The 19,545-nt window shown below is 64.4% G+C and carries 16 protein-coding genes; 11 read left to right on the forward strand and 5 right to left on the reverse strand.

Annotation, left to right across the window (positions count from 1 at the left end):
• Window positions 1-132: 132 nt before the first annotated feature.
• Together PSV26_RS01040 and cqsA are read left to right on the forward strand one after the other, a co-directional pair.
• Window positions 133-1,449, forward strand: a complete 1,317-nt coding sequence (locus PSV26_RS01040; protein WP_300517597.1) for an acetylornithine deacetylase/succinyl-diaminopimelate desuccinylase family protein — start codon at window positions 133-135, stop codon at window positions 1,447-1,449.
• A 141-nt stretch (window positions 1,450-1,590) separates the two neighbouring features.
• Complete coding sequence (gene cqsA / locus PSV26_RS01045) at window positions 1,591-2,850, forward strand: alpha-hydroxyketone-type quorum-sensing autoinducer synthase (protein ID WP_300566574.1); 1,260 nt, start codon at window positions 1,591-1,593, stop codon at window positions 2,848-2,850.
• A gap of 21 nt (window positions 2,851-2,871) precedes the next feature.
• On the opposite strand, the gene PSV26_RS01050 is transcribed toward cqsA, so the two are convergent.
• Together PSV26_RS01050 and PSV26_RS01055 are read right to left on the reverse strand one after the other, a co-directional pair.
• Window positions 2,872-3,849, reverse strand: a complete 978-nt coding sequence (locus PSV26_RS01050; RefSeq protein ID WP_300566576.1) for a response regulator — start codon at window positions 3,847-3,849, stop codon at window positions 2,872-2,874.
• A gap of 19 nt (window positions 3,850-3,868) precedes the next feature.
• Window positions 3,869-5,173 carry a HAMP domain-containing sensor histidine kinase gene (locus PSV26_RS01055; protein ID WP_300566578.1) on the reverse strand — a complete coding sequence of 435 codons (1,305 nt, stop codon included), beginning with the start codon at window positions 5,171-5,173 and terminating at the stop codon, window positions 3,869-3,871.
• An 84-nt stretch (window positions 5,174-5,257) separates the two neighbouring features.
• On the opposite strand from PSV26_RS01055, the gene PSV26_RS01060 reads away from it, so the two are divergent.
• Window positions 5,258-5,932, forward strand: a complete 675-nt coding sequence (locus tag PSV26_RS01060) for a helix-turn-helix transcriptional regulator (RefSeq protein WP_366945585.1) — start codon at window positions 5,258-5,260, stop codon at window positions 5,930-5,932.
• Here the strand turns inward: PSV26_RS01060 and PSV26_RS01065 are convergent.
• The gene (locus PSV26_RS01065; RefSeq protein ID WP_300566580.1) at window positions 5,902-7,374 is read right to left on the reverse strand and encodes an amidase; all 1,473 of its coding nucleotides are present in this window, start codon (window positions 7,372-7,374) and stop codon (window positions 5,902-5,904) included. The genes PSV26_RS01060 and PSV26_RS01065 overlap by 31 nt on opposite strands.
• Before the next feature lie 98 nt (window positions 7,375-7,472).
• Between PSV26_RS01065 and PSV26_RS01070 the strand changes: the two genes are divergently transcribed.
• The 7 genes from PSV26_RS01070 (at window position 7,473) to PSV26_RS01100 (ending at window position 16,607) form a co-directional block, all read left to right on the forward strand.
• Window positions 7,473-9,056: an ABC transporter substrate-binding protein gene (locus PSV26_RS01070; protein ID WP_300566582.1), complete on the forward strand. Its 1,584-nt coding sequence runs from the start codon at window positions 7,473-7,475 to the stop codon at window positions 9,054-9,056.
• A 181-nt stretch (window positions 9,057-9,237) separates the two neighbouring features.
• Entirely contained in the window at window positions 9,238-10,191 is a 954-nt protein-coding gene (locus PSV26_RS01075; protein ID WP_300566584.1) for an ABC transporter permease, read from the forward strand.
• Complete coding sequence (locus PSV26_RS01080; RefSeq protein WP_300566586.1) at window positions 10,191-11,078, forward strand: ABC transporter permease; 888 nt, start codon at window positions 10,191-10,193, stop codon at window positions 11,076-11,078. The genes PSV26_RS01075 and PSV26_RS01080 overlap by 1 nt, the downstream gene beginning before the upstream one ends.
• The gene (locus PSV26_RS01085; protein WP_300566588.1) at window positions 11,075-12,721 is read left to right on the forward strand and encodes an ABC transporter ATP-binding protein; all 1,647 of its coding nucleotides are present in this window, start codon (window positions 11,075-11,077) and stop codon (window positions 12,719-12,721) included. Before PSV26_RS01080 ends, PSV26_RS01085 begins: the two co-directional genes overlap by 4 nt.
• Window positions 12,722-12,726: 5 nt before the next feature.
• Window positions 12,727-14,226: a M81 family metallopeptidase gene (locus PSV26_RS01090; RefSeq protein WP_300566997.1), complete on the forward strand. Its 1,500-nt coding sequence runs from the start codon at window positions 12,727-12,729 to the stop codon at window positions 14,224-14,226.
• Window positions 14,227-14,266: 40 nt separating this feature from the next.
• Window positions 14,267-15,730 (forward strand): amidase, encoded by a 1,464-nt coding sequence (locus tag PSV26_RS01095; protein WP_300566590.1) that lies wholly within the window; start codon window positions 14,267-14,269, stop codon window positions 15,728-15,730.
• 103 nt (window positions 15,731-15,833) lie between these two features.
• Entirely contained in the window at window positions 15,834-16,607 is a 774-nt protein-coding gene (locus PSV26_RS01100) for a type III pantothenate kinase (RefSeq protein WP_300566592.1), read from the forward strand.
• Between the two features lie 77 nt (window positions 16,608-16,684).
• Here PSV26_RS01100 and PSV26_RS01105 read toward each other — a convergent pair whose 3' ends face one another.
• Window positions 16,685-18,217: a wax ester/triacylglycerol synthase family O-acyltransferase gene (locus PSV26_RS01105; RefSeq protein ID WP_300566594.1), complete on the reverse strand. Its 1,533-nt coding sequence runs from the start codon at window positions 18,215-18,217 to the stop codon at window positions 16,685-16,687.
• A 124-nt stretch (window positions 18,218-18,341) separates the two neighbouring features.
• Here PSV26_RS01105 and PSV26_RS01110 point away from each other — a divergent pair, with 124 nt between their 5' ends.
• Complete coding sequence (locus PSV26_RS01110) at window positions 18,342-18,596, forward strand: acyl-CoA-binding protein (RefSeq protein WP_300566596.1); 255 nt, start codon at window positions 18,342-18,344, stop codon at window positions 18,594-18,596.
• A gap of 25 nt (window positions 18,597-18,621) precedes the next feature.
• On the opposite strand, the gene PSV26_RS01115 is transcribed toward PSV26_RS01110, so the two are convergent.
• Window positions 18,622-19,542 (reverse strand): hypothetical protein, encoded by a 921-nt coding sequence (locus tag PSV26_RS01115; protein ID WP_300566598.1) that lies wholly within the window; start codon window positions 19,540-19,542, stop codon window positions 18,622-18,624.
• Window positions 19,543-19,545: the final 3 nt, after the last annotated feature.

Consider the following 19,545-nt stretch of genomic DNA (forward strand, 5'->3'; position numbering starts at 1 on the left):
TGCCCCCCGAGGGGGCGCTGCGCCTGCGGCCCGGCAAAGCCGGTTCCGCGGCCCCTGCTTGAAAATGTGGCCCCCGGGCCGTGCATGGAACCGCCCCGAGACAGCGCGGCTTGGTTCACATAAACTGGCCGTATGAACAATGACAGTCTGCTCAAACGCATTGAATCGAAACGCGACGAGGTGATTGCGCTCACCCAGGACCTGGTTCGCATTCCCACCATCAACCCGCCGGGGGACGCTTACGAAGCCTGCGCCCACCTGCTCGGCGAGCGGCTGCAAAAACGGGGCTTTGCCGTCGAATACATACGGGCCGCCGGGGCACCGGGCGATCGCAACTCCCATCCTCGCATCAATGTGGTGGCCCGCTACGAAGGCGCACCGGGTGGCGAGTGTGTGCACTTCAACAGCCACATCGACGTGGTGGAGGCCGGGTCCGGCTGGACCACCGACCCCTTCGGCGGCGAGGTCCGGGACGGCAAGGTCTACGGACGCGGCACCTGCGACATGAAGGGCGGACTGGCCTCCAGCGTGATCGCCTGCGAGGCGATCCTTGAGGAAGGCCTTCCCTTTGCCGGCGCGCTGGAAATTTCCGGCACCGTCGATGAAGAGTCGGGTGGCTTCGCGGGCGTGGGTTACCTGGCCGAGCGCGGGTACTTCACGAAGCCGCGCGTGCACCATGTGATCATCCCCGAGCCGCTCGGTGTGGACCGCATCTGCCTGGGCCACCGCGGTGTCTGGTGGGGCGAGGTCGAGACCCTGGGCCGTATCGCCCACGGCTCCATGCCTTTCCTGGGCGACAGCGCGATCAATCACATGAGCGCCTTCATCCATCTGCTGGAAACGCAGTTGCAGCCGCGCCTGTCGCAGCGCCACACGGCCGAGCCTGTGGAGCCGCCCGGTGCCCGGGTCAGCACGCTCAACATCAACAGCCTGCACGGTGGCCAGGTCGAACAGCTGTTTTCCATGGACGCTTTGAGCCGGCCGACCGGCGACCTGCCGGCACCGGTGGTGGCACACTCCTGCCGCGCTGTGCTGGACCGGCGTTTCATTGCCGAGGAAAACCTGGAGGCCGTGAAGGCCGAGATCGTGGCCATGCTCGATGAGCTCAAGCGCAGCCGACCGGGGTTTGACTACGGCATCCGGGACATCATGAGTTTTGTGCCGACAGCCACGCCCAGGGATGCCCCGGTGGTGCTGGCCACCGCGCGTGCGATCGCCCGGGTACTGGGCCGCGAAGCCAGCTACATCTCCAGTCCGGGTACTTACGACCAGAAACACATCGTGCGCACAGGCAAGCTCGATGCATGTATCGCCTACGGTCCGGGCATCCTCGATCTGGCGCACCAGCCTGACGAATATGTGGGCATTCAGGAGCTGGTGGACAGCGCGAAGATCATGGCACTGGCAGCTTTGAGCCTGACCAGTGGTCGCCAGGCAACATCAAAGTAATACCAAGGTAGTGATTTAAGACAATCGCTACACCGGAATCCGACTTTCGGCGGCCGACCCCTGTCAATGTTGACAGGGGGGGCAACGCCGATTTTGTCAATTTCATCTTCAATGGTGGTACTTTTTCACAAGGTAACCACCATGCACTCTCAACTTCTCGAAAAACTTCCTGCACAACTCGTAACAAAAACTCTTGTCAACCCGGGCCTCTCGCCGCATCTGCAGCAGCGAATTGCGCGCGAATTCACGCCGCGCTGGCAACAGCAGTGGGGTGGCAAGTTTGTCCTTCACGGCAGAACCGCCGGTCCGGATGCCGTCCGTCTTGACGGCAACGATTACCTCAGCGTGACCGGCCATCCCGACATCGTCAGCGCCCAGGTGGCAGCCTTGCGCAATGACCGGGAGTTCGTGATCCAGTCCGGCGTGTTTGTACATGGCGAGCATCCCGCCCGGACACTGGAAAAGTCCCTGGCCCAGTGGGTCGGAAAGGAAGACGGGTTTGTCTGCCAGTCCGGCTATGCGGCCAATGTCGGTTTGCTGCAGGCCATTGCCGATCCACAGACCCCGGTGTACCTCGACACGCTGGCGCACACCTCGCTGTGGGAAGGTGCGCATGCGGCGCGCGCACCTGCGCATCCGTTTCGCCACAACGATCCGGCCCACCTGGACCGGGTGTTGTCGCGGCACGGGCCGGGCGTGGTGGTGGTGGACTCGGTGTACAGCACCACCGGTGCCCTGTGTCCTTTGCGCGAGATGGTGGAAGTGGCCGAGCGCCACGGTTGCATGATCCTGGTGGACGAGTCGCATTCGCTCGGCACGCACGGACCCGGTGGCGCCGGTCTTTGCGCCGAACTCGGTCTGACGGACCGGGTGCATTTCATCACGGCCAGCCTGGCCAAGGCCTTTGCCGGGCGCGGCGGTTTCTTCACGGCGCCCGCTGACTTGCGTTACTACATCCTCAGTTCCAGCTACCCCAATATCTTCAGCTCCTGCCTGCTGTCCCACGAGATTGCCGGCCTCGGCGCCACGCTCGCTGTGATCGGCAAACGCGACGAACAGCGCCGGCGTCTGCGGGCCCATACGCTGCGGCTGCGCAGCAGTCTGTCTGACATGGGTTACCCGATCCACCAGGGCACGGAGCAGATCATTTCACTGGAGGCCGGCACCGAGCCCGACACCATGGTGCTGCGCGACCATCTGGAGGACCGCGGTGTTTTTGGCGCGGTTTTCTGTGCCCCGGCAACCAGCCGCAACCGGGCCATGGTGCGCCTGACCCTGCACGCGGGGTTGACCGATGCGGAGCTGAGCCACGTGGAGGCGGTCGCGTACGAGATCGCGCCACTGGTCAAGCCCTGGGACTGGCCGATTGCGCGTCGGGCGCGGACGGCTGAAACGAATTGAGGCCGGTACCGGCGGGGCGACTCAGTCCCGCACGGTGCGTCGGCCGTGTTTTTTAAGCCAGTGCTTGTAACCGGTCAATCCCGGCGGGCTGGCGGCCAGCTCGACCGGAAACAGGGCCCCCAGCAACGTGCCTTCGTGACCGATGGAAAAAGCCGGGATGAGCCGCGCCGGTCCGGGTTGCCCCAGGGCTTGCTGAAGCTCGAGGTCGACCAGGTGGCGACCGGCCCGGATGTCGTCAGCGGCAGCCGCCTTCAGGCCCTGGGACTCAGCCAGCTCCGCCAGGTCGGCCAGGCCTGCGGCAGACTCCAGCTGCAGCCAGCTGGCCCGTCCGTCGGCGTCCATGCCCAGGACGCCGAAGGGCTGGCCAATGACCACATGTTCGACCCAGTGGCTGCTGGCCAGACTGGCCAGCTGGCGGGCCACCGAAGGCACCTGCAGCAGCGCGTGCTGGGGCTGGGTCAGTGCGGCGCGCCAGATCTGCGAATGACGCATTTGTGGCTGCGCCAGCATGCGCTGGATGACGGTGATCAGGTGCTGGGAAATGTCGACGGTCTGCTTGGCAATGAACTGGTCAATCAGCCCCCGGTTGAAGGCGCTCACCGCCACATGTTCATCGGCCTGTCCGGTCAGCAGCACCCGGCCACCCGGCCAGTCTGTCAACTCGCCCAGAGCCTGCAGGCCGTCCATGCCGGGCATGGCGTAGTCGAAGACGCAGACCCTGGCCAGCCCGAACCGTTCGGCATGGCTGGCCCAGTAGTTCAGGACTTGCGGAATCAGCGGCCGACCGGCCCGCCAGCGTTCGATCATTTCCTGCTGCGTCCATGCGTCGGCCTCCCACAGCGGAGGCTCCTGTTGCAGCTGGTTGATGCAGGTCTGCGGCCGCAGGTACAGCTTGACGTGCCACTGGCGCGGCAACACCATCGCCAGCATTTCCAGATAGGCCGGGTCATCGTCAAGAAAAACGATGGCGCCCGGGCGGTGAAACAGGGGAAAACTCATGAATGCGCGGTGGGTTGGGTTACCTGAGAATCGGAAGCTCGATGATGAAGATGGCGCCGCGCCCGGGTTCCGACTTCACCCGGATGGTGCCGCCGGAGCCCTCGACGACCTGCTGGCAAAAAGCCAGTCCCAGGCCGTGACCGGTGCCCCGATCGGTCGAGAAAAAGGGCTCGAAGATGCGTGCCTGCAATTCAGGCGCGATGCCGGTCCCCTGGTCGGTGACGATAATGCGTCCGTAACCGTTAAGCACCCCGACTTCAATGCGCAGGTCGCCGGGCTTGGGGGCCGAACTGGTAGCCGCCAGCGCACGGAAGGCGTTTTTGAGCAGGTTGTTGATGACCTGCGCAAACAGCCGGTAGGACGACTCGAAGGAAAAATCCTTGCGCAGCACCAGCACCACACTTTCACGTTCCCTTGAATTGCGATAAGGGTAGTCCTTGACCACATTGCGCAGCAGTGCGGCGGCGGCCACGGATTCCCGGTGTGTCGGCAGCCGCAGCAGGCGAGCGTTGGCAATCTGTGTGTCGATCTGCTGGTTCATGTTGCGCACCAGGGTGTGCAGTCTGACGACCAGCTGGTCCAGCCGCTCGCCGCCACCGGGCTCCTTGACCTGACGGCTTTCATTGCGCACGGCGTCGCCGATCAGCGACATCGTGGCCAGCGGCGTGCGCAGCTCGTGCGCCATGATGCCCATGGTGGTCAGCGTGTGTTGCAGGTGCTCGCGCCGCAGGTTGGCCGACGACAGCCCCAGCAACAGGGCACTCGCCCAGCTGAACGCGATGACAACAGCGTTGATGGAAAACTGCTGCTTGCTCAGGGGAAGAGCGGCCGGGCCGAATGCCTGGAACAGTGCCCAGGCCAGCAGAGCGCCGCTGACCGTCCCCAGAGTGGCCGCCCGCCAGTCGGTCACATGGTAATAAATCAGCACCATGGCGCAATAGCTGGCCAGCCAGACGGTGTTGCCGTTGTTGCAAAGATACATCCAGCTGAAAAACACCGGCAGCTGGATCCAGAAAACCACGGAAAAAATCCGTGCCGAGAGTTTGCTGGAGGGATCGTTGGTGATGCTCTCCGAGATCAGCAGCAGGCCCAGCGTGCCCATGACAGCGCGAAGCGCGGGGCTCTCGTAAGGCTGCGGCAACCACTGTCCCCAGATCCATCCAAACAGGGGATGCCCCACCAGCGTGAACAGTCCGAGCCAGCGCAGACGCCAGCGCGACGGGTGCAAAATGAGAACCAGTTGCTCCTGGAGCAGTTCAGTCCTGATTCGCTTACTCCACAGCCGCACCCACGCGCCGGGGCTGATCCACAGCGTGCGAATCATTTGTTTGATCCTGGCGGGTACTCCGGAAGTCATGCTTAAATTTTCGAACATATCACAATACATTGTCACAGCTCCGGAGCAAAAATGACGATGCGTCCCCCTGTCAACTTTGACAGTATTGCGCTGGACAGCATGTTGAGTGACTGGATCTCCGCATTGCGCGAATATTCTGTCGAGGCGGTGGTGGTGCTGAGCCCTGACCCGTTTGGCCAGCGGCAGGACCGGCTGGTGGCGGCGGTCCATCCGCCCCGGTTTATCGACGCTGCGCTTGCGCTGGCAGAAAGCCAGGACTTCGGTGCGCCGTGGCGCGAGTCAGATGCCTCCCTCGTGGCCTGGCAGCACATCGGCAAGGCGGAGGCCGGCAACACCAGCCGCTGGCGCCTGTTGTGGCTGGCCCACGGCTTTCAGAGTGTGGTGCGCATCGAGTTTCCCCTGCCATCAGGGCGGGCCTTCGAGTGTTTTATTTTCAGTCCACGCCAGTTTCACGACCGCGCCGAAGCTGCGGCGCTGGTCTGGTCGGCCCTCAATATCTGGCCCCTGTTCAAGCGCACGATGGCACAGGCCAGCAGTCCGCTGAGCCCGCGCGAGGGCGAATGCCTGGCGCTGGCCTTTGAAGGCCTGACGGCACGCCAGACCGCTGAGCGCATGCATTGCGCCGAACGTACCGTGAACTACCACCTGTCCAATGCCATGGCCAAACTCAAGGTGGACAACAAGATGTCGGCGATTCAGCGCGCCTGCTGGCTCGGCGTGATCTGAAGAATGTCCTGCGCCACCTCTTCGTAGGCCTGCGCCAGTTGCAGCACGGCCCGGTCGCCCCGCGGTTTGCCGATCAGCTGCAGGCCCATCGGCAGGCCCTGCGAGTTGAAGCCCGCCGGCACGCTGATGCAGGGCAGGCCGGCGAAAGTGGCGTAGATCACCACTTCCATCCAGCGGTGGTAAGTGTCCATGACGTGACCGTTGATCTGCCGGGGCCAGCGCTCGCCCGCTTCAAAGGGCCACACCTGCGCCGCCGGCAGTGCCAGAAAGTCATACCGTTCGAACAGCGTGAGCATGTGCTGGTAAAAAGCGGTGCGCTGCGCGCTGGCCGCTGAAAAGCCGCTGGCGCTCAGGCCCTGGGCCTGGTCGTATTCCCACAGTGCTTCCGGCTTGATCTTTTCGCGGTTGCTGCCCTGGACCAGAAACGGCGCAATGCGCGAGGCGACCAGGGCTCGCCGCCACACCAGCCAGGCCTGCCAGACCCGGTCGGGGGGCATGCCCAGTGCCGTCGCTTCCACCGCACAGCCGAGCCCTTCGAAGCGCCGCAGGGCCTGCTCGCAGGTGGCCAGAATGCCGTGCTCCATCGGCAGGTAGGCGTCGAGGTCGCCCAGCCAGCCAATCCGGAGCTGGGTGATGTCCAGCGCGGGCAAGCTCAGGAACTGGGCACCATCCTCCGCAATCGACAGTGGCGAACGCGCATCCCAGCCAGCCTGGATGCTGAGCAACCGGGCGACGTCCTCCACGGTGCGGCCCATGGGCCCCTCGGTCCCCAATTGACCGAGATATACATCCTGCACCGGCCACATCGGCACACGGCCCTGGCTGGGCCGCAGGCCAAACACGTTGTTCCAGGCGGCCGGGTTGCGCAGGCTGCCCATGAAGTCGCTGCCGTCGGCCACCGGCAGCATGCGTGTGGCCAGCGCCACTGCCGCACCGCCGCTGCTGCCGCCCGCGCTTTTGGATGGGTCATACGCGTTGCGCGTGACGCCGAATACCTCATTGAAGGTGTGCGAACCCAGACCGAATTCCGGGGTGTTGCTTTTGCCGATCACGATGCAGCCGGCGGCCTTCATGCGGGACGCCATGAGGCCGTCTTCCCGGGCGACAAACCCCTGCATCAACGGTGAGCCCATGGTGGTGGGCAGACCCTGTACGGCGGCCAGGTCCTTGATGGCCTGCGGCATGCCGTGCATCCAGCCCATGCTGCCGGTGCGCGATTTGCCGGGCGCCAGCTGTGCATCGCGTTCGTCGGCCTGCGCCAGCAGCGTGCCCGCTTCCTGCAGGCTGACCAGCGCGTTGTGAATCGGATTGAGCTGGGCGATGCGCTCCAGGTAGGCCTGCATCACTTCGCGACAGGAGACCCTGCGCGTATGGATGGCGCTGGACAGTTCGGTGGCGGACCATGCGGTGACCGGGCTGGCGGGCTGTGGGCTGATTTTCATATGGCTTGAATATTGCGTCAGAACTGTGGTTACATTACAAAGCAGCTTGTGATTGCTGCCTGACTCTCCCCAACTCTTGTTGCCAAGGAAAAATTGTCATGAAACGTCGCTCCCTTTTCACCCTGGCCGCTTCGGTGGCCCTGGTTTCCGGTTTGCTGTTGCCGCCTGCGGCCCAGGCCCAGGCAAAGACGCTCAAGGTCGTGCCGCATTCGAACATCACCATTCTGGACCCGATCTGGACCACCGCCTTTGTGACCCGCAATCACGGCTACATGATTTATGACACGCTGTTCGGGACCGACCTGGCCGGCAAGGTCAAGCCGCAGATGGTGGACACCTGGAGCGCTTCCAGGGACAACAAGGTCTGGACCTTCACGCTGCGTGACGGCCTGGAGTTCCACGACGGCAAACCCGTCACCAGCGAGGACGTGGTGGCATCGCTCAAGCGCTGGGCCAGCCGCGACAGTTTCGGCGGCGTGATGGCCAAGAGCCTGGCGAGTTACGAAACCCCCGATGCCAAGACCTTTGTCGTGAAGTTCAACCAGCCCTTTGGCGTGATGCTCGAGGCCTTGGGCAAACCCTCGTCGAACGTACCTTTCATCATGCCCGCCCGCATTGCCGCCACGCCCGGTAGCGAGCAGATCAAGGAAAACATCGGCTCCGGTCCCTACAAGTTCGTCGCGGCCGAGTACAAGCCCGGCGAGAAACTGGTGTACGTCAAGAACGACAAGTACAAGCCGCGTGCGGAAGCGCCGGACGGCACCACCGGCGGCAAGGTGGTGTACCTGGACCGGGTCGAGTGGATCATCATCCGCGACCCGCAGACCCAGTTCAATGCGCTGATCGCCGGCGAGGTCGACATCATCGAGCAGCCCGCCTTCGAGCAATACGCTTCGCTGAAGGCCGCCAAGGATGTGCAGATTGTCGATGCCCAGCCGGCCGGCCTGCAGTACATCTTCCGCTTCAACCACCTGCATGCACCGTTTGACAACGTGAAGATCCGCCAGGCGGCCATGGTGGCGATGGGCCAGGAGGCTTTCCTGAAAACCCAGGTGGGCGCGCCCGGCATGTATAAGTTCTGCAAGAGCATTTTCCCGTGCGGAACGCCTTATGCCAGCGACAACACCGGCATCTACACCGGCATGGCCAATCCGGCCAAGGCCAAGCAGATGCTGGCCGAGGCTGGCTACAAGGGCGAGCCCATCGTGCTGATGCGGCCGACCGACCTGGCCTCGATTGCCAAGCTGCCGCTGGTTGCCAAACAACAGCTCGAAGCCGCCGGCTTCAAGGTGGACATGCAGCAGTCCGACTGGGCCACGTTGCTGGCCCGCCGCGCCAAAAAGGATGCTCCGGACAAGGGCGGCTGGAACGCCTTCATGACGGCCTGGACGGCCGGCGACATCCAGAACCCGCTGACCATGGCCATGCTCAACGCCACGGGCGACAAGGGCTGGTTTGGCTGGCAGGATGACAAGGTCATTGAAGAGCTGAAGGTCAAGTTTGCCCAGGCCGGCACCGAGGCCGAGAAGAAAAAGCTCGCCGAGCAGCTGCAATTGCGTGCCATCGAGACGGCCTCGCATGTGCATCTGGGGCAGTACAACAATCCGGCCGCCTTGCGCTCTAACATCTCCGGGCTCGTGCCGGGCGGTGCGCAGGTGTACTGGAACATCAAAAAGAACTAGGGCCCCCACGCTTGTCGCTTCGCGAGCCTTCGGCACTCCGCTGCCCCTTGCACGAAAAAGAGGGGCGCTGCGCCTGCGGACTGGCGAAGCCAGATCCGCGGCCCCGGCTGGTAAATACAGCTTGTCCTGAGGCTCATCGGGCGCTGGCGGGAATGGCGGCGATATCCCTTGGGAAATCCCCATGCTGAGATTCCTGCTCCAGCGCCTACTCGCCACCATCCCTGTGTTGCTGGTGGTGGCCGTCGTGGTCTTCCTGATCCTGCGGCTGACGCCGGGCGATCCGGCGGCCGTGATTGCCGGCAACAACTCGACCAACGAGGACATCGAGAAAATCCGTGAGACCCTGGGCTTGAGCAAACCCCTGCTGACCCAGTTCTGGATCTGGTTCAGCGGTGTCTTGCAAGGTGATCTCGGTTACTCGTTTTACCTGAACAAACCCGTCACCGAACTGATCATCCAGCGGCTGGAGCCAACGCTCAGTCTGGCGGCGGGGACGCTGGTGCTGGCGGTGCTGGTGGCGGTGCCGCTGGGCACCATCGCTGCCTGGCGCATGGGAGGCTGGCTGGACCGGGTGCTGTCGGGCTTTTCGGTGGCCGGGTTTTCGATTCCTGTGTTTGTCACCGGTTACCTGCTGATTTACATCTTTGCGGTGCAGCTCGAGTGGTTCCCCGTGCAGGGCTACCGGCGGCTGTTCGGTGCCGACGGGCAGGGGCTCTGGGCCTGGGCGCGTCAGTTGGCTTTGCCCTGGCTCACGCTGGCCATGATTTACGTGGCGCTGATTGCCCGCGTCACCCGCGCCAGTGTTTCCGAGGCGCTCACCGAAGACTACATCCGCACGGCCCGGGCCAAGGGCCTGACCGAATCGGCCGTGCTGATGCGGCATGCGCTGGCCAATGCGGCGGTGCCCATCGTCACCGTGATCGGTATCGGCATCGCGCTGCTCATTGGCGGTGTGGTGGTGACTGAAACCGTGTACTCCATCCCCGGCCTCGGCTCGCTGACGGTGGACGCCGTGCTGAACCGCGACTTTCCGGTGATCCAGGGGCTGGTGCTGTTTTTCAGCCTGCTTTATGTGGGCGTCAACCTGCTGGTGGACGTGAGTTATCTGTTTCTGGACCCGAGGATCCGCTACTGATGCAGTTCTGGCAACTTCTTTCCCGGCGGCTCTGGCGCAACAGCGCCTTCCGCTTCGGCGTGCTGGTGCTCGGCGTGTTGCTGGCGCTGGCCGCGCTGGCGCCTTTTCTCGGCACGGTGGACCCGGCGGCCATGGACTCGGCCCATATCAACACCGCTGCCGGGGTGCGCGGCGAGTTTGCGCAGCTTGACGGCACGGTGGTGGCGCACACCTTCTGGATGGGCGCCGACAACTTCGGCCGCGACATCTTCAGCCGGGTGTTGTTCGGCACGCGCACCTCGCTGCTGGTGGCGGCTTTTACCGCGGCGGTGGCGATTGGCGTGGGGGCGCTGCTGGGCATGCTGGCCGGCTACTTTCGCGCCGTCGATGCCGTGCTGATGCGTTTCATGGACGGGCTGATGGCCATCCCGGCCATTCTGCTGGCGATCGCGCTGGTGGCGGCGCTGGGCGCGCAGCTGTGGACGGTGGTGGTGGCGATTGCCATTCCCGAAATTCCGCGCGTGACACGCCTGGTGCGGGCCATGGTTCTGACCTTGCGCGAGGAGCCGTTTGTGGAAGCTGCACGCGCGCTGGCCACACCGACGCCGGTGATTTTGTGGCGGCATATTCTGCCCAACGCCATGGCGCCGCTGATCGTGCAGGGCACCTTTGTGGCGGCCTCTGCCGTGTTGACCGAAGCCATTTTGAGTTTCCTGGGACTGGGCCTGCCGGCCGACATTCCGACCTGGGGCAACATCATGGCCGAGGGCCGGGTGCAGTTCACCCAGTACCCGGGCAATGTGCTGTTTCCGGCGCTGTTCCTGGTGCCGACGGTGCTGGCCATCAACCTGCTGGGCGACGGGCTGCGCGATGTGCTGGACCCGAAATTTTCAAAGCGTACGTCATGAGCGAGAACGCCGCGCCGGTTCTGGTCATCGACAAACTGCACGTCGCCCTGCCGCCGGGCAGTGACAGGCCCTATGCGGTGGAAAACATCAGCCTGAGCATCCATGCCGGCAAAACCCTGTGTGTGGTCGGCGAGTCAGGTTCCGGCAAATCGGTCATGGCTACGGCGGTGATGGGGCTGCTGGCGCGCGAGCTCCGGCCCGGCCCGGGCCGCATTGTGCTGCAGGGCGAGTCGCTGCTGGAAGCCTCAGACCCGCGTCTGCGCGCGTTGCGCGGCCAGGCCATGGGCATGGTGTTTCAGGAGCCGATGACCGCATTGAACCCGGTGATGACCTGCGGCGACCAGATCGACGAGCTGTTGCAACAGCACACCGACTGGGGCGTGAAGCGGCGCAGCGAAGCGGTGCTGGATATCCTGCGGCGCGTCAAGCTGCCCGAGCCCGAGCGCATGATGCGCAGCTACCCGCACCAGCTCTCGGGCGGGCAGCGCCAGCGCATCGTGATTGCCATGGCTGTCATTTTGCAGCCGGCCCTGCTGATCTGCGACGAGCCGACCACGGCGCTCGACGTCACCACGCAAAAGGAAATCCTCCGGCTGATCGAGGAGCTGCAGGCGGACCTGTCGGGGGGCCACCGCTGTGCCGTGCTGTTCATCACGCACGACATGGGCGTCGTCGCCGAGATTGCCGATGACGTCCTGGTGATGCACCAGGGACGGGCGGTCGAATATGGCACGCGTGATGCAGTGCTGCTGGCACCGCAGGCTGACTACACCAAAATGCTGCTGGCGGCCGTGCCCAGCATGACGCCGCCGCCGGCCCGCCCGGCGCCGCAGGGCGCGCCGCTGCTGCGCGGCCAGGGCGTCAGCAAAACCTACAGCGCCCGCGACTGGCTGGGCCGCAGCCGGCTGACGCACGCGCTGAAGGCCGCGTCGGTGGCCGTGTCGGCCGGGGAAACCGTTGGCATTGTCGGCGAGTCCGGTTCGGGCAAGTCGACGCTGGCGCGCTGCCTGATCCGGCTGATCGACCCGACCGGTGGCCAGGTTTTGTGGCGCCAGGACGCGCGGGGCGGGGACGATGCCCTGCTCGACGTGGCCCGCTTCAGCGAAGGCCGGCTCCGCCCCTTGCGCAGTCAGGTGCAGGTGGTGTTCCAGGACCCGAATCGCTCGCTCAACCCGCGCCGCAAGGTCGGTGATTCCATCATCGAAGGTGCTATGAATTTTGGAGCTACCCGCGCCGAAGCCATGGCGCTTGCGGCCAGTTTGATGGACAAGGTCCGGCTGCCCGCCGAAGGCCTGCAGCGCTACCCCAGCCAGTTCTCCGGCGGGCAGCGCCAGCGCATCGCGATTGCCCGCGCGCTGGCCTGCCGGCCGCGTGTGTTGGTGGCCGACGAGGCGGTCAGCGCCCTCGACGTGAGTGTGCAGGCTCAAATTTTGAGGCTGCTGCGCGAGATCCAGACCGAGCTGGGCCTGGGCATGCTGTTCATTACCCACGACCTGCGCGTGGCGGCGCAGCTGTGCGACCGCGTCATCGTCATGCACCAGGGCGAAATTGTGGAAGAGGGCCCGACCACCGCGTTGTATGCGCAACCGCAGCACGACTACACACGCCGGCTGTTCGCGGCCGCTCCCGGAGCGATATTTTGAAAAACCTGAAAGTCCTTGTCGCTGGTTACCAGCATGAAACCAACACCTTCGCCCCCACCAAGGCCGACTGGGCGGCGTTCAACCGGGGCGACTCCTTTCCCGCCTTCATCCATGGCCAGGCGATGCTGGACAAACTCGCCGGCATCAACATTCCCATGGGCGGCTTCATCGAGGCGGCGCGGACCATGGGGTGGCAACTCGTGCCCAGCAGCTGGTGCGGCGCGATTCCTTCGTCGTATGTGACCGAAGACGCGTTTGAGCGCATCAGCGCCTCCATCCTGGCCGATGTGCGCCAGGGTGGTTTCGATGCGGTCTACCTGGACCTGCACGGCGCGGCCGTGGCCGAACATGTCGCCGATACCGAGGGTGAGCTGATCACACGCATACGCCGCGTGGTGGGGGCCGACCTGCCCATCGTGGCCAGCCTGGACCTGCATGCCAATGTCACACTGCGCATGCTGCAGGAGGCCGATGCTCTGGTGTCCTACCGCAGCTACCCGCACGTCGACATGGCCGCCACCGGCGAGCTGGCAGCGCAGTTGCTGGCGCGCCGTCTCAAGCTTGGGCGGCGCGAGCCGCTGCATTTCCGGCGCCTGCCTTTCCTGATTCCGCTCAATGCACAAAGCACCTGGATGGAGCCGGCCAAAAGCATTTACGAAGAACTCCTGGTTCTGGACCGTGACTTCGCTTCAGTGCTGAGCTTTTGCATGGCCTTTCCCGCTGCGGACTTTGCGGAGTGCGCGCCCATGGTCTGGGGCTATGGTGAACACGCGCAGCAGGCCGTGCAACGCCTGGGTGACCGCGTGTCCGAGCCTTCCCAGTGGCGGCTCGCCAAACTGGATGCTCTGGACGCCGTGGCCCATGCCATGGCGCTGGCCTCGAACCGCAACAAACCGGTGGTGATGGCTGACACCCAGGACAACCCCGGCGCCGGCGGCGACAGCAACACCACCGGCCTGCTGCACGCGCTGCTGCAGCAGGGCGCCGGGCGGCGCTTTCCCGGACAGGTCGCGCTGGGCCTGGTGTTTGACCCCGAGGCGGCCGCGATGGCGGTGGCGGCCGGCGTGGGTGCGACGATAACCATCACGGTGGGCAAGGCCGTGCCGACCTTCACCGGGCACCTCAGTGACCCGCCCGTTGCCGGCTCGTTCAAGGTGCGCGCGGTTCACGACGGCACGGTCACGCTCAAAGGCGCGATGATGACCGGGCTCACCGTGCACCTCGGCCCCTGCGCCTGCCTCGAGATCGACGGGGTGCTGGTGGCCGTCAGCAGTGGCAAGAAACAGATGCTGGACCGCGAGCTGTTCCGCATGGTCGGCATCACGCCCGAGCTCATGAAAATCATCGTCGTCAAAAGCTCCAACCACTTCCGCGCGGACTTCACGCCGCTGGTGGAAAATGCCGCGACCGACATCCTGATTGCCAAAGCCGCGGGTCCGATGGCAGCGGACCCGGCCGACCTGCCCTGGAAAAACCTGCCCGACGCGATCCGGCGCCGCCCTTGACGGGTGGGTCATCCGGACCAAGCCACGACTGGAGTAGCTGATGACCCCTTCCCCCATCTCCCCCATCTCCCCCACCTTGCCCGGTCTGGCCGACTGCACGGCGAGCGAACTGCTGCAGCTGTACCGAAGCGGCCAGGCCTCACCGGTCGAGGCCACCCGCGCCGTTCTGGCGCGTATTGACGCGCTCAACCCGACCCTCAACGCTTTCTGCCTGGTGGCGCAGGAGTCCGCGCTGCAAAGCGCCCGGGACAGCGAAATGCGCTGGCAGCAATTCCGCCAGGGCGGTGCGCCCTGCGGCGAACTCGACGGTGTGCCGGTGTCCATCAAGGACCTGATCCTGACCCGCGGCATGCCCACCCTGCGCGGCAGCCACACGGTGGACCCCAGCCAGCCCTGGGAGGTGGACGCACCGGTCACCGCACGGCTACGCGAAGCCGGGGCGGTGATTCTCGGCAAAACCACCACGCCGGAGTTCGGCTGCAAGGGCGAAACCAATTCACCGCGCACCGGCATCACGCGCAACCCCTGGGATGTCAGCAAGACCCCGGGTGGCTCCTCCGGCGGCGCGGCGGCGGCGGTGGCGTCCGGCATGGGACCGCTGGCCATAGGCACCGACGGCGCCGGCTCGGTGCGTATTCCGGCGGCGTTTTGCGGCAACTTCGGCCTCAAGCCCAGCTTTGGCCGCGTGCCGGCCTACCCGCTGTCGCCCTTCGGCTCGGTCGCGCACCTGGGGCCGCACAGCCGCAGCGTGTCTGATGCGGCGCTGATGATGAACGTGCTCAAAAAGCCGGACGCCCGGGACTGGACCTCGCTGCCGCCCGACAGCAGCGACTACCTGTCCGGGCTCGAAGACGGCATCCGCGGCCTGCGCATCGCCTGGTCGCCGGCGCTGGGTTATGCGCGCAATGTGGATCCCGAAGTCGCCCAGTCCGTGGCCCGCGCGGTGGCGCTGCTGGCCGACCTCGGCGCCTTGGTCGAGCAGATCGATCCGGGCTTTGAAGACCCGCTGGAGATCACCACCGGCCTGTGGTTTGCCGGCGCCTGGACGGTCTGGAACACCCTCACCCCGGCGCAGCAGGCGCTGACCGACCCCGACTTTCGCGCCCAGGCGCTGCTCGGTGAGACGTTCAGCCTGCTGGACATCCAGCGCCTGCACCTGCAACGCGGTGCGCTCGGCTCGCACATGCGCCAGTTCATGCTGCGTTTCGACCTGCTGGTCACGCCCAGCGTGGCGGTGCCGGCGTTCGAGGCGCGGCCGGCCGGGCACAGTCCCATGAATCCGGCCGCCATGCTGGGCTGGACACCGTTTTCCTACCCCTTCAACCTGACCCAGCAGCCGGCCAGCACGGTGCCCTGTGGCCTGACCGCCGCCGGCCTGCCCATCGGCCTGCAGTTTGTCGGGCCCATGTTTGGCGATGCGCTGGTGCTGCGCGCCTCGCGTGCGTACGAGGCCGCGCGGCCTGCTGGCGTTGATTTCAAGCGACCGGTGGCGCCCGCATCGTGAACGCCTGCAGCCAACGGCTGCCGCAGCGTGTGCCACCACTTACTGGAAAACCTCTAGGCCTGCCGGCGGCCCGGGCCCCGGAAGCTGTTCATAATCGGGTGGCATGACTTTTTTAGCACTCGATGTGGGCAACACCCGGTTGAAGTGGGCCCATTACGCGGCCCCGGTGGCCGGGTCGCCCGTTCTGGCCCATGGTGCGGTGTTTCTGGAAAACATCGACAAGCTGGCGGACGAGGAGTGGTGCGGTCTGCCCACACCGTCGCACATCCTGGGCTGCATCGTGGCCGGCGACGCGGTCAAACGCCGCGTCGAGGAACAGATGGAGCTCTGGGATGTGCTGCCGCGCTGGGTTGTTTCCAGCGCCCAGGAGGCCGGCGTGACCAACGGCTACGACCACCCGACCCGTCTGGGTGCCGACCGCTGGGTGGCCATGATAGGCGCGCGGCACCGCCTTCTGGGCCGCGGCATCCGCAAACCCTGCGTGGTCGTGATGGTGGGCACGGCGGTCACGGTCGAGGCGATCGACGCTTCCGGCAAATTCCTGGGGGGCATCATCCTGCCGGGCCACGGCATCATGCTGCGTGCGCTTGAATCCGGCACGGCCGGGCTGCATGTGCCGACCGGTGAGGTGAAAGACTTTCCCACCAACACCAGCGACGCGCTGACCAGCGGCGGCACCTTTGCGATTGCCGGCGCCGTGCAGCGCATGGTGGAAAACACCACCCGGCATTGCGGCGAGGCGCCGGAGTGCATCATGACCGGCGGCGCGGGCTGGAAGATGGCGCCCAGCATGTCGGTCAAGGTGGAGCTGGTGGAGAGCCTGATTTTCGACGGCCTGCTGGAAATTGCCGCGCAGCGCCTGGCGGTCTCGGTCTGAAAGCAGTATTGATTGCTATCAATTCAGTAGCTGTTCGCGCTTATCCTATAAGGGCTAAGGCCCTTAAACACTGAAAATCACGACGCAGCGTCGCCCCAGGGCAGCATCAGGGTGACGATGGACAGCTTGGCGAACTCGGGCACAAACTCGTCGATGATGCGCTGCGGCTCCGGGCACAGCGTGCTGTCGGTGATCACGCCGAACTGCACGCCGCCGCCGTAGCTGAGGATGGACACGCCCAGCCCGACATCACCCGACTGCGGTACCCAGAACATGCTTTGCTCCAGCGTGGCGCCGCAGAAGCTGAGCTTTTCGCGCGGGCCCGGCACGTTGGTCATCACCGCCGTGGTTTTTTTCGAAAACAGGTTGAGCATCGCGTCCTGTGCCGGCTTGATCAGCAGCCCGGCAATCGCCAGCAGGCTGAAGGCCAGCAGCGGCTGGTAGCTGCCCTTGAGCGCCGCCATGCGGCGCCGCACCTCGTACACGCGTTCCACCGGGTTGTCCACGCCGATGGGCAGCACCAGCGGCACCAGGCCGAAGCGGTTGCCCAGCTTGTAGGCCTGCTCGATGGGCCGCAGGTTCACCGGCACCATGGCACGTATCTCCTGGCCCTTGACGTCGTCGCCGTGCGACTTGAGGTATTCGCCAATCGCGCCGGCCACGCAACTGAGCAGCACATCGTTGATAGAGCAGTTCAGCGCCTTGCCGACAGCGCGGACTTCGTCCAGCGGTATCGGCTGGCACCAGGCCACCTTCTTGGTGGTGCCCGGCTTGCCCTTGAGCCGGGTTTTGGAGTCGTCGGGCATCAGCGCCAGCGCGGCGCTGTCCTTGAGCACCTGCAGCATGACCTTGGCCATGTCGACCGAGCCGGCCATGCCCTTGTGCGGGTCGCTCAGCAGGTTCAGCGACCGGGCGGCGCCCTCGCCGGCGGCGCCCAGGGCCTTCACGGCCAGGTCGGTAAACGGTTTGAGCAGGGTATCGGCAATCCAGTCTTCGGCGCCGCCACCGGTTTCCTTTTTCCGGCGTTCAGGGGGAGCCTCTCCGCCGTCCACCAGCGACATGGTCACCGAAATCAGCGCGATGCCGTCGGCGATGCAGTGGTGGATGCGCACAATCATGGCGCTGCCCTTGACGCCATCGGGGCCGGTGTAGTCCTCGATCAGGTGGATCTGCCAGAGCGGACGCTTGCGGTCCAGCGGCTGCATGGCGAGTTCGGCCACGCGGTCCTGCAGCGCTTCCTGCTCCTTGCCCCTGGCCACCTTCGGCAGTTTGTCGGCCACCACGTGGTTCTGCAGGTCGAAGTAGCGGTCCTCGACCCAGGTCGCGCCGGCGGCGTCTTCCATCACGCGCTGGCGAAAACGTGCGTACTTCAGCAGGCTGCTTTCCATGCGCTCACACACCGCCGCATGGCTGACACCCGGCGTGAGCTGCCAGACCCCGACGATCATCATCAGGTTGGACGGCGTGTCCATGCGCAGCCAGGCGGTGTCGACCTTGCTCATGCGCTCGCCCGACAGACCCAGTGTGCCGGAGACCGCGCGCGTGACGTTTTTCTGAACGTTCTTTGCGACCTTTTTGCCCGTTGCCTGGGCCGAAACGCGTGTGACCATGAAAACTCCGTGTACCAGACACCCCGGATGGGGTGAATTCCCTATTCTGCAGGCAAGGCAGTGGCTAAGATACCGGGCAGTTACCCGAATTCATTTCCACTTCCAACCCCCACGGAGCTTCTTCATGTCAGACCTCAAAGCCGCTTTCGACAAGGCCATGGCCGATTCCAAGAACCTCAGCGAGCGGCCCGACAACGCCACCTTGCTGAAAATTTACGCACTGTACAAGCAGGGCAGCACGGGAGACAACACCGACAAGAAGCCCGGCTTCAGTGACATGGTGGCGCGCGCCAAGTGGGATGCCTGGGACAAGCTCAAAGGCACCTCGCAGGAAGATGCGATGCAGCAGTATGTGGATTTGATTGAGTCGTTGAGCTGATTGGCGCCGGTGGTCCTCCGGATTTTTAGCCGGTGTTCGCCGCCGATGCGGAGACTGTGGACAACACAAGTTCATTTCCCTTGGGAATAGCCGCATATTCCTTATCAGCCGGCAAGAAGCCAATCGGTAAGGGGTTTAGTGCGTTCGGATTGTGAACGACAGCAGATGGCTCGCTATTGCCGATGGCAGAACCGCCGTTGAAGTCGAGTGCCCATATAGCACTCACCGCATTGAATCGTGGATCCAGGAATAAGAGCGCAGGGACTTTTGCTCGATTTTGGTTGAGCACGAAGGGGCGGTGTTGGTGACCGCGATCAACCACTTTCAATGTATCCCTGTCGATCCTTAGTTGATACGGGCCAACTGGGAATACGGCTTCGGCAGCGAATGGAAACTGACTAATGCCTAAGAGCGCAGGGAACGGCCCGCTTCTCAGCCGACAACCGTTCACGGCAATGACATATGCATCTTCAGGATCGACCACACCAGATTTGAGGTAGCTCGCTCGGATTCCGTCGTCGCTTCCGACAAGCCTTTCGGACTTCGCTTTGATGGCACTGGCCCATCGAAGAAGGATCGCCTCGTGCGGGAAGGTGATCGTTTCGCCAGATTTTGGATTGAGCCAGTCGGAGGGCACGTTTATGGGCTCTGGACATATGACCTCAATCCAGACTTTGCGACTGCCGTCCATAACTAAGAAATCGGGCCCTGCTCCAATTGTCTTGCGCTTGCCAAATTGCTTACCGCGTAGGCGAGCAGCAATGAGCGCTTCCGAAACGCAGGCCCAGAACTTCTGATCTGAGTTACTTGTAAGCTCTCTGACGAACTTTGGGTCTGCCAGACCCGAATCGACGAACTCCACGACAGCTTTGTAGATGTGCTCGCGCACCGCAATCGTGCGAGGGTGATTCCCAGGGAAGTGCTTCTCAAGCTGGGGCAGAATCATTGC

Source organism: Polaromonas sp. (assembly GCF_029945685.1).
Taxonomy (GTDB): Bacteria; Pseudomonadota; Gammaproteobacteria; order Burkholderiales; family Burkholderiaceae_C; genus Polaromonas.

What these genes read in the sequence shown, in the direction of transcription:
- PSV26_RS01040 (WP_300517597.1), top strand. Translation starts at nt 133, where the DNA reads ATGAACAATGACAGTCTGCTCAAACGCATTGAATCGAAACGCGACGAG.
- PSV26_RS01065 (WP_300566580.1), bottom strand. Translation starts at nt 7,374, where the DNA reads ATGAAAATCAGCCCACAGCCCGCCAGCCCGGTCACCGCATGGTCCGCC.
- PSV26_RS01080 (WP_300566586.1), top strand. Translation starts at nt 10,191, where the DNA reads ATGCAGTTCTGGCAACTTCTTTCCCGGCGGCTCTGGCGCAACAGCGCC.
- PSV26_RS01055 (WP_300566578.1), bottom strand. Translation starts at nt 5,173, where the DNA reads ATGATTCGCACGCTGTGGATCAGCCCCGGCGCGTGGGTGCGGCTGTGG.
- PSV26_RS01115 (WP_300566598.1), bottom strand. Translation starts at nt 19,542, where the DNA reads ATGATTCTGCCCCAGCTTGAGAAGCACTTCCCTGGGAATCACCCTCGC.
- PSV26_RS01085 (WP_300566588.1), top strand. Translation starts at nt 11,075, where the DNA reads ATGAGCGAGAACGCCGCGCCGGTTCTGGTCATCGACAAACTGCACGTC.
- PSV26_RS01100 (WP_300566592.1), top strand. Translation starts at nt 15,834, where the DNA reads ATGACTTTTTTAGCACTCGATGTGGGCAACACCCGGTTGAAGTGGGCC.
- PSV26_RS01095 (WP_300566590.1), top strand. Translation starts at nt 14,267, where the DNA reads ATGACCCCTTCCCCCATCTCCCCCATCTCCCCCACCTTGCCCGGTCTG.
- PSV26_RS01075 (WP_300566584.1), top strand. Translation starts at nt 9,238, where the DNA reads ATGCTGAGATTCCTGCTCCAGCGCCTACTCGCCACCATCCCTGTGTTG.
- PSV26_RS01105 (WP_300566594.1), bottom strand. Translation starts at nt 18,217, where the DNA reads ATGGTCACACGCGTTTCGGCCCAGGCAACGGGCAAAAAGGTCGCAAAG.
- PSV26_RS01110 (WP_300566596.1), top strand. Translation starts at nt 18,342, where the DNA reads ATGTCAGACCTCAAAGCCGCTTTCGACAAGGCCATGGCCGATTCCAAG.
- PSV26_RS01070 (WP_300566582.1), top strand. Translation starts at nt 7,473, where the DNA reads ATGAAACGTCGCTCCCTTTTCACCCTGGCCGCTTCGGTGGCCCTGGTT.
- PSV26_RS01050 (WP_300566576.1), bottom strand. Translation starts at nt 3,849, where the DNA reads ATGAGTTTTCCCCTGTTTCACCGCCCGGGCGCCATCGTTTTTCTTGAC.
- cqsA (WP_300566574.1), top strand. Translation starts at nt 1,591, where the DNA reads ATGCACTCTCAACTTCTCGAAAAACTTCCTGCACAACTCGTAACAAAA.
- PSV26_RS01060 (WP_366945585.1), top strand. Translation starts at nt 5,258, where the DNA reads ATGACGATGCGTCCCCCTGTCAACTTTGACAGTATTGCGCTGGACAGC.